Raw genomic sequence first — 13487 nt, 5'->3', positions numbered from 1 at the left:
GGGTTCTCCCTCGCTCCGCTCGGGCATCACCCGCGGTTAAGCATGGTGCGCCTCCACCGGAGGCGTGGGATTTGCGGAAACAACTGTCTCCGCCGGAGGCGTGAGCGATCTTGCTCTACCACAGTCGGGACTAACTACAGCTCTTTGTTTAGATATAAAACGGTTCTTTGTTTTTCACTCGTTCGTAGACTTCGGCCAATTCTGTTGCAGCTTTTTTCCATGAAAAGTCCTTCAAGCGCTGAGTTTGTCTCGTAAGCAGCGAAGTGCGTTGTGCGGAATCAGAGAAAAGAAGTTCCAGTTGCTCATCTAAATTCGACCCCGTCTCGTCCATATCAAAATAGATAGCAGCATCTTGGGCTATCTCTGGAAAACAGCTTTTTCGGTTCAACACAACGGGGCAGCCAGCCATGTATGCTTCCAAAATGGGAATGCCAAAACCTTCGTAGATGGAGGGAAAGATAAAGCACTCGGCATGATGATAGAGCGTGAGGAGTTGCTCATCGGTGGCATGGAAATGTACTATGCGATCGGCAATTCCGAGCTCTTGGAAAAATGCCAACTCTTTTTGAGAGAATGGTGCTTCCGTACACACTAATTTCAAATCCTGATGGCGCTGCAAGAAAGATTTGAGGTGGCGGACCATGGGGCAAAAATTCTTGTAGGCGGTCCGATGCCCCACAAAAAGAAGATATTTGAAATCGAAAAGAGGTGTTTTGTTGTATGTAACCTCTTCTGGTGCGCCGTGGTAGATCACGGTGATGCGCTGCTCGGGAACGTGCAATAAATCCACCAAATCCCGTTTGGTATTTTCCGATACTGCGATGATATGAGCGGCGTGCTTCACCAGTTCGCGCTTACGAGCAATTTGCATATCTCCCTTCTTAAAGAACAACTCGGGAATCATATCGTGGACGGTGAGTACAAAAGGTTTTCCATGAAGATGCTTCATGAAATACATATCGAAGAAGGTGGGGTGGAAAACATCATAGCGGCCTTCTTCCAAACACTGTATGGCGTAGCTTCGATTGATACCCAGCGATGTTTGTTGAGGAAACAAGCTGGCAAAGAACTTAAAGAGGTCGTGCTTCAGAGGAAACTTGCGTTGGCAGATGAAATTGTTCTTCGTGAGGTGGCACGGATGTAATCCTTCAACAAGGTGCTTGCTGCGAAGGTGAATATTATCGCTTTCGCGAATGGCTATCTCTGCCTGAATGTTTTCGGGCATATTTGCCAGTAGATTTGCAAAGCAGTTGGACACTCCGCCAAGTTTCTGAATGTAAAAAGCTTGATAATCAAAGAGTACGTTCATTGTTTCTTTACTCTGAAAGCAGAAAAAAAATGGGTCCTCTTGCCATCAAAGACAAGAGGACCATAAAAAATATTAAGCTTCAGCCTCGGGCACTGCAGGCTCTTCAGCTGCTTTGCGAGTGGTGCGGCGAGCAGATGTGGCAGAAGACGTTGCGCGACGGCGCTTTGGTTTCTCCTCAACAGGCTTTTCAATCTTCACACCAGCCAACTCTGGATCTACGAGGATACGCCCACAGTATTCGCAAACGATGACTTTCTTGTGCATACGAATATCGAGTTGGCGCTGGGGCGGAATCTTATTGAAGCAACCACCACAAGCATCGCGCTGTACGTAGACAATACCCAAACCATTGCGGCTATTCTTGCGGATACGCTTGAACGCTCCTAAAAGACGCGGCTCAATGAGAAGTTCGAGAGATTTTGACTTCTCGCGGAGTTTTTCTTCCTCAGCCTTAGTTTCTGTTACAATATCTTCAAGCTCCGTACGCTTTGCAGTCAGGTCTTCCATACGCTCGTTGATGATTGCATTGCTGGATTCCATAGAAGCGTGGCGTTCGTCAATGGCTTTTTTTGCCTCGTTGATTTTCTTTTCTTGCAACTGCACCTCAAGTTCTTGAAACTCTATCTCTTTGTTGAGCATATCGAACTCTCGATTGTTCTTCACCGAATCAAGCTGTTGCTTGTAGCGAGCAATAGCCTCTTGAGCAGCTTTGATTTTTTCGTGTCGTTCAGCGATATCTGCCTTAAAAGCTTCAACGTCTTCCTCTTGCTTCTTGATACGTGTCTTCAAACCCTCAACTTCATCTTCGAGGTCTTGCACTTCTAAGGGAAGTTCACCGCGCAGTGTCTTGATTTTGTCAATCTCCGACAGCGTGGTTTGCAACTGATACAGATTTTTCAGCTTCTGCTCTACGGGCAGTTCAGCGGGATCAATTTTCTTCGCCATAATTGTATATTTATATAAATGTATTCCTATTATATATATTGTATCGGATTGGTTGTATTGGTCGTTTCCAATAGTTCGAGCGTTGGAAATGCCTGTTGGAGCAATCGACGGAGCAATTCAACCGTGAATTGTTCGCTCTGATAATGTCCCATAACTCCTATCCAGAGTTGCTCATCATGGCCGAAATACTGATGATAGTGCATTTCTCCTGTCAAGAACACATCGGCCTCACGCGCTATTGCAGCATCCAAAAGGAAATCTCCTGCTCCGCCACACAGCGCAATACGTTTCACCATGCGTTCGGGACCTCTATTTGCTTGTAAGCAGTCGATACCAAAAGTTTTCTTTACGCGATGCAAAAAATCCTTTGGAGCTTCAGCTTCTGGGAGTTCTGCAATTATTCCGCTTCCTCCTTCGCCCACAGGCTGCAAAAAAGAAACATGTTGTAGCCCCAGTTTTTCAGCTATCATCCAGTTCACGCCCCCCGCAGCATTGTCGAGATTGGTGTGAGCAGAATAGATAGCGACATCATGCTTTATAGCTAAGCGCACGCAACGCTGAACCATATCACTATCCGAAACGCATTTCACGCCACGGAATAAAAGCGGATGATGGCTCACTATGAGTTGACAACCCTGTTCGGCTGCTTCTAAAACAACGTCTTCAGTGACGTCTAGACACAATAAGACCCTTGACACTTCCGCCTCTGTTAATCCAATCTGCAAGCCAGCGTTATCGTAGCTTTCTTGCAGCGGCAGGGGCGCGAACTTTTCAAGGGCCTCGGCTACTTGCTTTATTTTCATATTCTGCTTGCAAAAATACAATTTTCTTTTTATTCTTACACCTTTTCTGCCATCAAGAATGACTTTTGCCGCTAAATGTCGCAGAGTTGTCTGCTAACTCTTCTCCTTCTCTTTATCTCCTGCCCTTATTCCTCAACAAATCGAACATTTCACACGCTTTTTTTCGAGCATCCTACTAAGGTTGTCCTTCATTTCGCCTATTTTGCAAGCTCCGGTTTACGTTTCAAACATTCACTTTTCTATCAAAAAGGAGTCTTTTATCAACTTATCATACGTTTTCGTTACGTCTGTTTTACAATCTATGTAATAAAAGTATAAAAATAAGCAAAAAAGACACATTAGCACTTGCATACTTAGGAGAAAGTTTCTACCTTTGCATTGTCAAACGAGAAAGGAAGTGACACAGGACTGTAGAGGTGCAACCTTTCGAGTTGACTGCACACAAAAAAAAGATGGTGTTAGTAATTGATTAGGTATTAAAATGTGTGTATGTTTCATAGGTTTTACCTTTTGGTAAAAGGTTTGTAGTTTAGGTAACAAGTTAGATGTAGACTCGAAGATGAGTCGTGATTGAAGCTCCTGTGTGCTTCAATTCACTAAGAAGAAGGGCGGAAGCCCTTTTTTTTATGAGCAAAAAGAGAAAGGACTATTAGATAAGCAAAAAGAAGAGGAAAAGATATTTAACAAAGAGGATTGTTTTTTTGAGATAAAAGAAAAAGGAGAATCTTTTTCAGCATTCTCAGAGAGATTCATTAGGAAACACTAACTCCCCTACTCCTATAAAACCAGAACAGGCGCCTTCTCACGAAGACCCCTGTTAGGCGAAAAGTGACAAGGTCACCTTTACAATGTAGTTATCCTAAAAAACTTTTACCAAGAAATAAACTTTCAAATTTCGTTGACTATCTCGTGGAGATTATTCTCCTCCATCAGCAGCCTTACAAGCTCTTTTGCTGAGGATTTCACATAGCTGTCGCGCAACCAATGAACACAACCTTCCATCACATTGCCTTGAACATCTATCGGTATTGAAACCAAAGACCGGTCCCCACGAATAGTTTCTTCTGAGAGTACTGTGACGAACTGTGAATTTCGCACTAGTTGCAGAATAGCAGGAACGGTATTCAGTACAGCTCGTACATGATAGGTTATATCCGTCTTACTCAGAATCGCCTCAAATAGATCTCGTGCTTGCATTCCATGGGTCACCAAGACCATATCGAATGGCAGTAAATCTTTCAAGGAAACCGTCTTTTTATTCGCCAATGGATGGTAGCGGTTGACGATGGCCGAGAGCTTACGTTTAAAAAGCGTTTTACTCTCTAAATTTGGATACACTCGTTCTGGCTTAAAAGCCAACGCCAAATCAATTTGGCGATTACACAAGCGCTCCATCACATGGTCCGTCTTCTTGTAGTGAATGTCGAGCTTTACTCCTGGATACAATTTCATAAACTTTGCAAGCACTGTGGCCAACATTGATCCGAAACTGTATGACACTCCCACGCGGAGCACACCTGCTTTGAGGTTTTGTATGTCGGAGATGTGATCGACGCAAACTTCTGCATCTTGCACAGTCTTCGCAGCATAAGGCAACATTTCTACGCCCATTTCTGTCAGTTTCACACCTCGACTCGTTCGGTCGAAGAGCTGTACTCCCAACTCATTTTCCAACTGGCGAATTTGCTGAGATAATGTGCTCTGGGTGATACAGAGGTCTTTGGCTGCCTCTGACACACTGAGACGTTCTGCCACCTTTATGAAATACCGTAATTGGCGTAATTCCATCTTCTCTTAGTCCTCATGCACATCAAAATAGCGAAACGATGCTCCATGAATGGAGCGATGACGCATTTCTGTGCGAAAAAAGTGGAGGGCATTGCAAACCACAAATGTCGTTACTATAACGGCGACCGAGATACCAACAATAGCATTTGCCATAACGTTACCTTCATTTTCTGGTTGCAAAAGTACGCTATGCTGCAAGCTCCACAAGTGTTTCTACAATCTTTTTATCTATATCTGCTATCGTCAAAACCGATAGCTAAATAAAACAAAGTGCGGACATTGCAAGTTCTTTTTGAGTTTCCCTGCAAAGTCCGCCCTCTCTTATACGCGAAATTATTCGTAAATCTCTTTCAACTTTGCAGCTAGCTCTTCTCCGTGAAGATTAGCAGCTACAATTTTTCCATCAGGACCCACTAGCAACGTAGCAGGTATAGCATTGATTCCATAGGTACGCCCTGCAAGCGTATCCCAGTACTTCAAATCAGAGAGATGATGCCAATTCAGCCCTTTGCGCTGAATCGCTCCCACCCAATTCTTATGGTCGCGGTCGAAACTCAGACCAACAATATCAAAACCTTTTGCGTGGTACTTATCATAAAGTGCCTTCACCTGGGGCATTTCACGCATACAAGGTCCACACCAACTAGCCCAAAAATCAATCAACACATAATTGCCTCTACCTACATACTCGGAAAGCTTATGCTGAACACCAGCGGTATCGGCCAACTCTATATCAGTGAACATCACGCCTGGTTGCTGACGTTTCCAGCCTTCAACACTCGCGCGCAAACGCTTGAGCATTCCCACATTCATAAAAGCAGCATTAGAATCGGCATATCGAATGATGTCTGCCTTATCCATGTTGTTGTAATGAGAACTGATGAAATAAGCAGGGAAAATGGACTGCATATTCTCATCACATATCTTTTTCAAATCAGCAGTCATGCCCGCGATGGCTTTCTCATAAGCACTTTCAAGTTGCTGCTGCATAGATTCGGGCATTTCTTTCCCTTCTCGCTGATACTTGTGCACTTCTCCTAACACTTTCTGAAACGCGTCGGTGTAAGGCTTTAACTGCAATATAGCAGCAGAGAGCTTTTCGTTCTCACTCGTACCTGCTATAACATTTTTCACCAAATCAGCAGTTACATTTCCGTCCAAAATAACTGGAACTGAATAGCCTCCATCATTAGCAAAAAGCATAGCGAAGAGTTTTCCCTGTGCATCGCCTGAAAAACTAAAGTGGCCATCCTTGACTACCACGCTGTCGGGTGCTTGATCATTCTGCGACTCGAGGTTGTAGAGGTACACCTTCTTGAGTTCCTTAGGAACTTGTCCCGTAACAGAATACTTCTGTGCAAAGCTCGGCACGGCTAAAAGCGCAAGTGCCAACGCTGCTATTTTTTTCATATTGATCAGTTTGAATATTACTTTTTGCAAAGATAACGTTTTTTGCTACATACCCACAGCTTTTATCTTTTTTTATGTGTAGTGATTCCAAAAGAAATACACATAAAGCTAAGAAACGTAAAACGCCTACACCCGAACAACTATACTCTAAAAAAACAGAGACAACTTATCTTGTCTACTTACGTCCTTATTATCTCAAATACACGTTCTATAGTCATATATATAATACAAGGACGAGGATGGAAATGTATTTGAAGAATTTTAGGTTGTAACTATCTCCTTTTTTGGAAAATGATTCCTGCAAAAAGAAGGAGCAAGGAGGAGCTTCTGCCCACAGTAAATGTTTGCAGCCCCACTCCTTCCTCAAACATCACAAGAAGACCTCGAACAAGAATCATAAACATCTGTTTTACAATATCATAAAGGGGGAGCAAAAATACAATAAGGCTGTCAGCTGATAGCCTTATTGCGTCAGCTGGCTTCCTTATTGTATCAGCTGACACAATAAGGATATTTTTAGCCCGCTTTAAGAGTTTCTAAAACCACCCTAAAATAGGCATTTCTCTCTCCCGTTTTCCGATGCGCATCCTCATTGCATCTTAACGGAAGAGGAACTAAAAAACTTTGCTTTCGTTTGGGAAAATCGGCAATAATTATCTAACTTCGCCACAAATATAATAAAACACCATTTCGACTATGGATAGAAGCGATAGCATTGTTATCATACCCACATACAATGAGAAAGAAAACATTGAAAAGATAATCCGAGCCGTTCTTGGCCTCGGCCCACACGCGTTTAACATCCTCGTCATCGACGATGGTTCGCCCGACGGCACTGCCGCCATTGTGAAACGCCTCATGGAAGAAGAGTTCAAGAACCGTCTCTTTATCATAGAGCGCTGTGGCAAACTCGGACTGGGAACAGCCTATATTGCAGGCTTCAAATGGGCTATCGAACAGAAGTACGACTATATTTTTGAGATGGATGCCGACTTCAGCCATGACCCGAAGGACCTGCCGCGGCTCTACGAAGCTTGCGCAACAGATGGCGCAGATGTAGCCATAGGTTCGCGTTATGTGAGTGGTGTCAATGTTGTCAACTGGCCGATGGGACGCGTGCTCATGAGCTACTACGCTTCTAAATATGTACGTACCGTCTTGGGCGTGAAGCTTCACGACACAACAGCGGGATTCAAATGCTACCGCCGCCAGGTGCTCGAGGCCATCGATCTCGATGCCATCCGCTTTAAGGGCTATGCCTTCCAAATCGAGATGAAATTCACGGCTTATAAGTTGGGCTTCAAAATCAAGGAAGTGCCTGTCATCTTCGTCAACCGCCGCGAAGGCACAAGCAAGATGAGTGGTGGCATCTTTGGCGAGGCACTCTTCGGCGTTATGCGCCTGCGCTGGGCAGCAATGACCGGACAAATTAAGCCGAGAAAGAAATAAGCAGAATGCCCCTCCAATGGGGCGTTTTGTGGTTTTTAAAGATTGCTACAGTTGTGATAAGCAATCGTCACACTCTTTTTATTTTATAACAGAACTATGCACAAAAGAATTCAAATAAAGAATGCTATCATTGTTAACGAGGGCCGACAGTTTGTCGGTTCTCTTTTGATAGATAACAACCAAATAGGTCAGATTTTGGAGGGGAAAGACGCCGTTCCAGATGAGCCTCCCATGGAAGTGGTAAATGCTGATGGCTGCTACCTGCTTCCAGGCGTCATTGATGAGCACGTACATTTCCGCGATCCAGGTCTGACGGAGAAAGCCGACTTCGAAACGGAAAGCTACGCTGCCGCGGCAGGAGGCGTGACAACTGTTTTTGATATGCCCAATACGCTCCCCACCACCACAACCCTCGAAGCTTTCAACGAAAAATACGACACGGCAGCCACAAAGAGTCATGTCAATTTCGGGCTTTATTTCGGAGCAACGCTCAACAACTATGAACTATTGCCACAACTCAAGTGGCGCAGCATTGCTGGCGTGAAACTCTTCATGGGAGCATCCACGGGAAATATGCTCGTCGACGACAAAAAGGTTCTCCGCTACATCTTCGAAAAAACTCCTACGCTTTTAATGGTGCACTGCGAGGATACGCCCACTATTGCTGCCAACATGAAGAAGTACAAAGAGAAATACGGAGCAGATCCAGACATACGCTATCACGGACTTATCCGGTCTGCCGAAGCGTGCTACAAATCCACAGCTGAAGCAGTGGCCCTGGCGCAGGAATACGGGACGCGACTTCATGTGGCTCACATTTCCACCGCTCGCGAACTGGAGCTCTTCAGCCCTACCAATCCGAATATCACAGCGGAAGTATGCGTGCCGCATCTGCTCTTTTGCGATGAAGATTATATCCGATTGGGCAGCCGTATCAAGTGTAACCCGTCCATCAAAACACGCGCCGATCGCGAGGCACTGCGCCGTGCGCTCAACGATGGCACCATCTCAACCATCGCCACCGACCATGCGCCCCATCATCTGAGGGACAAAGTGGGCGGAGCAGCACGCGCCACCTCGGGAATGCCCATGATACAATTTTCCTTACCAGCCATGCTCGGACTCACCAATGAGGGTGTGCTCAGCATCGAGCGCCTTGTGGAACTCATGTGCCATAATCCTGCCAGAATTTATCAAGTTGAAAATCGCGGTTTCTTGCGCGAAGGCTACAAGGCCGACCTCGTATTGGTGCGTCCCAATAGTCCGTGGACACTCACCCCGAATCAGATTCGCAGCAAGTGCAATTGGAGTCCGTTGGAAGGCCATACCTTCCGTTGGCGTATTGAGAAAACATATTGCAACGGAGACCTTATATATAATAAAGGACACCTCGTGGACGAAAATCTCCACGGATTGCCTGTTAGCTTCTCCCGATGACTAAAGAACTGAAATACTACGCTCATACGTTGGCCGAAGTTATCAACTGGCCGTTCTTCTTCAACGCCTGGAACCTCCAACCTCGCTTTGCTGGCGTGACGGCCGTTCATAACTGCCCAGCTTGCCGACAAGAATGGATCAATAGCTTCCCTGAAGAGGATAAGGCAGCAGCCAAAGAAGCCTCAAAACTATTCGATGACGCCACCCGCATGATCAACCGTCTCGACCTCACACACAAAGGTTTTGCCTGCTTCGGACTCTATCCAGCTTGGTCAGAGGAAGAGGATATTATCGTGGAGGATTCTCGAGGACGATGGAGCATTCCCTTCCTTAGGCAGCAGCATGTTCAGCACGCTGGAGACCCTCACTTGTGTTTGGCCGATTTCATTCGCCCTCGCGAACTCTATATCAAGGACGATATAGCTTCAGTCATGGGCATCTTCTGCGTCTCTTTTCATCGCTCCGATGGTCAAGTGGAGTCGTTTGCTGACGATTATGAGCGTATGCTCTACCAAACGGTCTGCGACCGACTGGCCGAAGCCACGGCCGAACTGATGCACCGCGATGTGCGCCGCATCTATTGGGGTTATGCTCCCGACGAACAGCTCACACACGAACAAATATGGAATGATGAATACCAAGGCATACGTCCGGCTGTGGGCTATCCGCAAATACCTGATCAGTCCATTATCTTCTTGCTCGATGAGATTCTGAACTTTGGACGCATCGGTATCCAACTCACCGAAACGGGCATGATGCTGCCGCACGCCTCGGCATGCGGACTGCTCTTCGGCCACCCTAGCACATACTATTTTGGGATTGGACGCATTGGCGAAGATCAGTTCCAAGACTATGCGCGCCGCCGCAATCTCCCTATTCCACAACTACGCAAATTCTTATCACGCAATCTCGAATGATAGCTCGTATTCTTATATTGCTCATTGCCCTACTGACTTTGCCGGCTTGGGGTATAGACCGCCTCGTTTTTCGCAACAAATGGCCGCGCTGGGCACGCCTGCTCTTTGCGCTTCCCCATCTGCTCTTGCTCTTGGCTCTAACATTCATGGCCATCAATGAGAGCTACACCATGACAGCTGATGCCGTGAAAGGTTTTCTGCTTTCCGCCACTCTCTGCCTTGTTGTGCCCGAAACGCTCACCGCCTTATTGTTGCTCATCGGGCGCATAGGGAAGAAGCAGAATATCTTTCGACGTAGCATGACCGTTAGCGCGTACCTTGCCGGAACATTCAGTTTCATACTTATGCTCTATAGTTTCACACTGGGGTATAAGCGCATACAAACGAAACAATTTACGTTTACGCATTCTTCTATTCCGCCACAATTCAAAGGCTACCGCATCGCGCTCATCTCCGACCTCCATCTCGGCACTCTCCGCCACCATCAAGATGTGGTGCAGCAAATCGTCGACAGCATCAATGCGCAACAACCAGACTTGATTGTCTTCGCGGGCGACTTGGTGAACTATCACGTTCGAGAGATAGAGCCTTTCCGCAACATCCTCAGCCAGCTCAAGGCGCGGGATGGCGTAGTGAGCGTTATGGGGAATCATGACTATCTGACTTATTTCCATTGGAACAGCTCTGCCGAGCGCCTCGCCGCTGTTCGTCAGCTCCAACAAGAGGAACGCAATATGGGCTGGAAGCTCCTGCTCAACGAGAATATTATTCTTCACCGCGGCAACGATTCTATTGCCGTTATCGGATTGGAAAATCACGGGAACCGCCCAAGCTTTCCCCGTCGTGCGAAACTACAGCAAGCACGCAAAAATGTTTCTCCCAACTGCTTCCAAATCCTTCTGCAACACGATCCCAGCTATTGGGATGCAAAGATTCTACCACATACTGACATTCCGCTCATGTTCTCTGGTCACACCCACGCCATGCAGTTTCAGATTGGCAAATGGTCGCCCGCAGCATGGTTCTATCCACAGTGGAGTGGCCTCTACCAACAAGGCAATCAAGCTCTTCTTGTTTGCCCTGGCGTAGGTGAAGTACTCCTCCCCTTCCGCTTTGGCGCGTGGCCCGAAATAGACATTATTACATTAGCACATTGACACATTAGCACATTGCCAAATTAGCACATTCATTAATTAGCACATTCCCCCGATGTATCGCATTTATCAACTCCTCATCGTTCTGCCCCTCGGCATTCTTGCCACAATCCTAACAGCACTCGCCACCAGTATTGGTTGCATGGTAGGCAGTGCCCACTTTTGGGGCTACTATCCCGCAATGCTTTGGAGTCGCTTCATCTGTCGCCTCCTATTTCTCCCCATCCACGTCACTGGCCGCGAACACCTTCAGAGTGGTCAGAGCTATGTTTTTGTGGCCAACCATCAAGGCCCGTTCGACATTTTTCTCGTCTATGGTTTCTTGAACCGCAACTTCAAATGGATGATGAAAAAGTCGCTCCGCCAACTTCCGCTCATTGGCTACGCCTGCCAGAAAGCCCACCACATCTTCGTTGACAAATCTGGACCAAGTAAAATCAAAGAGACCTACGACCACGCCCGCCAAACGCTACAAGGTGGTACCTCACTCGTTGTCTTCCCCGAAGGAGCGCGCACCTTCACGGGACACATGGGTATCTTTCGAAAAGGAGCATTCCAACTGGCTGATGAACTCCAATTGCCCATCGTTCCCATCACCATCAATGGTTCGTTTGATGTACTCCGCCGTCAGGACGGCTTCAACTTTGTGAAGCACCATCCGTTAGAACTCATCATCCACGCACCCATCTATCCCTCAGGAAAAGGCACGCAGGACATCCGAACTACCATGGAGGAAGCTTATCAAACTATCATGAACGACCTTCCCGCCCAATATCAAGGTTATGTTCGCAATGATGATCAATAACAATTTTTCCCTTCGAGAAAAAGAACAATCGCAAAAAAGTTCACAGAAGTCTTGCACATTCCAAAACTTTGTAATACTTTTGCACTCGCATTCCAAAAGGAACGCACACTAATAACATGGTGCCCATAGTTCAGTTGGTTAGAGCGTCAGATTGTGGTTCTGAATGTCGTGGGTTCGAATCCCACTGGGCACCCAAAGAAAACAAGCGGAAATCTCTTATAAATAAAGAGTTTCCGCTTTTTCTTTTCTCTTACTCACATAGTAGAAGTTTCTATAAGCAGCTTCTAAATATTACAAGTAATACAAAATGTTTTAGCACAAAACTTTTAAAGCTAAAAACAAGGCACTACAATAAAGCTACATTTATATCCACTGACGAAGAGATACGCAAAAAGCCGCCTACACTCGTGTGTAGACGGCTCAAAGAATTCTTTTTCCTTGAAATATACCGAACTTTAGAACGATGCGGCATTTAAGTCCTTTTTTATCTGCTCAATGCAGGAGGACAAACGTTCGTAAGTCTTCTCCCCAGCAGTTTTCACTCCGCTGGTGTATTGGCGCATCAGCGAGGGATTGATACCAGCACGTTTAGCAATGTCTGACACGTTGAGGAAACTGAAATAATTAAAGAACGATCGTAAATCATATTTGTACTCAAAAGATAATTCGCTATACCTTTTATCATCAGGATAAGCCTCACGGCATTCTTCCACCGCTCTTAGAAAATCCGCCTTTGCTTCCGCAACGGTATTACCGTCTCCATCGATAAGGGCATAATCTCCTATGGCTGTTTCGCTGTAGCAGGAGTAGGTGTTATCTTCTCCATATTCAACCGTTACTAAAATCTTCTTTGCCATTTCTCTGATTTCATTCGTTTACACAAATACAGAGTTCTTAAAATACGTAACACACTAAAATTTAAAAAGGAGCAGTATTGCTCAGACAATTAACGCCTAAGCAATACCTTATATAGAATAGACGAGACAGCAATAAAGAAAATTCTAACTTACTGAGAACTCTCGTATCTATAAAATTCGAGTTGTATTTAATAATGAATGAAAGCGCGGATGTATACTTTTTCATTAATCTGTATCGAACGGGTTCCATCTGTATAACCAGTATTAAAAGCACGAGCGATTCCTGTATTAAAGTCAGAGTAATATGTACTTGACCAATAATCCTTTAAATTTGAAGTAGAAGGCATGGGTGAAGAACCTCCTGCATCTGCAAATGCTTTATTGACAACGTGATAATACCAAGCCCGATAAGAGCTATAAGCATTCACCTCTGTGTCCGTTCCAAAGCCAACATAGAGGTAAAGATTCTTCCAATCTGTATTGGCGCCAAGATACCATCGTTTCAAATTCGTTACAGCCACACCCGGATCGTAGTGAGCAGCATGATAGAAGGCTGGACAGTTTGTAGGCTCATTTGCCTTGATCGTTACTCCATCTAAGCTTCCGCTTGCCT

General features: G+C 45.6%; 12 protein-coding genes, 1 tRNA gene and 1 pseudogene. 6 read left to right on the top strand and 8 right to left on the bottom strand.

Translation table 11 applies throughout. From position 1 onward, the window contains the following. Positions 1-148 precede the first annotated feature (148 nt). The 6 genes from ABLA33_RS08990 to ABLA33_RS08965 form a co-directional block, all read right to left on the bottom strand. The gene (locus tag ABLA33_RS08990; RefSeq protein WP_347720039.1) at positions 149-1309 is read right to left on the bottom strand and encodes a glycosyltransferase family 1 protein; all 1161 of its coding nucleotides are present in this window, start codon (positions 1307-1309) and stop codon (positions 149-151) included. A 72-nt stretch (positions 1310-1381) separates the two neighbouring features. After that, positions 1382-2254: a C4-type zinc ribbon domain-containing protein gene (locus tag ABLA33_RS08985; RefSeq protein WP_311491222.1), complete on the bottom strand. Its 873-nt coding sequence runs from the start codon at positions 2252-2254 to the stop codon at positions 1382-1384. A 29-nt stretch (positions 2255-2283) separates the two neighbouring features. Next, the gene (locus tag ABLA33_RS08980) at positions 2284-3057 is read right to left on the bottom strand and encodes a Nif3-like dinuclear metal center hexameric protein (protein ID WP_347720038.1); all 774 of its coding nucleotides are present in this window, start codon (positions 3055-3057) and stop codon (positions 2284-2286) included. Positions 3058-3945: 888 nt separating this feature from the next. Beyond that, positions 3946-4845, bottom strand: coding sequence for a LysR family transcriptional regulator (locus ABLA33_RS08975; RefSeq protein ID WP_347720037.1), 900 nt, complete (start codon positions 4843-4845; stop codon positions 3946-3948). 6 nt (positions 4846-4851) lie between these two features. Next, positions 4852-4998, bottom strand: a complete 147-nt coding sequence (locus tag ABLA33_RS08970) for a hypothetical protein (protein ID WP_311491219.1) — start codon at positions 4996-4998, stop codon at positions 4852-4854. Positions 4999-5178: 180 nt separating this feature from the next. Next, complete coding sequence (locus ABLA33_RS08965; protein ID WP_347720036.1) at positions 5179-6255, bottom strand: TlpA disulfide reductase family protein; 1077 nt, start codon at positions 6253-6255, stop codon at positions 5179-5181. Between the two features lie 696 nt (positions 6256-6951). Between ABLA33_RS08965 and ABLA33_RS08960 the strand changes: the two genes are divergently transcribed. The 6 genes from ABLA33_RS08960 (at position 6952) to ABLA33_RS08935 (ending at position 12210) form a co-directional block, all read left to right on the top strand. After that, positions 6952-7704, top strand: a complete 753-nt coding sequence (locus tag ABLA33_RS08960) for a polyprenol monophosphomannose synthase (protein WP_347720035.1) — start codon at positions 6952-6954, stop codon at positions 7702-7704. 96 nt (positions 7705-7800) lie between these two features. Continuing rightward, entirely contained in the window at positions 7801-9141 is a 1341-nt protein-coding gene (locus ABLA33_RS08955) for a dihydroorotase (protein WP_347720034.1), read from the top strand. Further along, a complete protein-coding gene (locus ABLA33_RS08950; RefSeq protein WP_347720033.1) occupies positions 9138-10058 on the top strand; it encodes a vitamin B12 dependent-methionine synthase activation domain-containing protein in 921 nt (306 codons plus the stop codon). The genes ABLA33_RS08955 and ABLA33_RS08950 overlap by 4 nt, the downstream gene beginning before the upstream one ends. Then, positions 10055-11215: a metallophosphoesterase gene (locus tag ABLA33_RS08945; RefSeq protein ID WP_347720032.1), complete on the top strand. Its 1161-nt coding sequence runs from the start codon at positions 10055-10057 to the stop codon at positions 11213-11215. The genes ABLA33_RS08950 and ABLA33_RS08945 overlap by 4 nt, the downstream gene beginning before the upstream one ends. 43 nt (positions 11216-11258) lie before the next feature. Further along, complete coding sequence (locus ABLA33_RS08940) at positions 11259-12017, top strand: lysophospholipid acyltransferase family protein (RefSeq protein ID WP_347720040.1); 759 nt, start codon at positions 11259-11261, stop codon at positions 12015-12017. A gap of 119 nt (positions 12018-12136) precedes the next feature. Beyond that, positions 12137-12210: transfer RNA gene (locus ABLA33_RS08935), tRNA-His, on the top strand. 262 nt (positions 12211-12472) lie between these two features. Here the strand turns inward: ABLA33_RS08935 and ABLA33_RS08930 are convergent. Together ABLA33_RS08930 and ABLA33_RS08925 are read right to left on the bottom strand one after the other, a co-directional pair. Continuing rightward, a complete protein-coding gene (locus tag ABLA33_RS08930) occupies positions 12473-12874 on the bottom strand; it encodes a pilus assembly protein HicB (protein WP_311491212.1) in 402 nt (133 codons plus the stop codon). Between the two features lie 188 nt (positions 12875-13062). Further along, a pseudogene (locus ABLA33_RS08925) lies at positions 13063-13487 on the bottom strand (hypothetical protein); the annotation flags it as partial.

This window comes from uncultured Alloprevotella sp. (genome assembly GCF_963536905.1).
Lineage (GTDB): Bacteria > Bacteroidota > Bacteroidia > Bacteroidales > Bacteroidaceae > Alloprevotella.
Note: the sequence above shows the minus strand (reverse complement) of the source record. Positions and strands in the feature narration are given on the sequence as shown.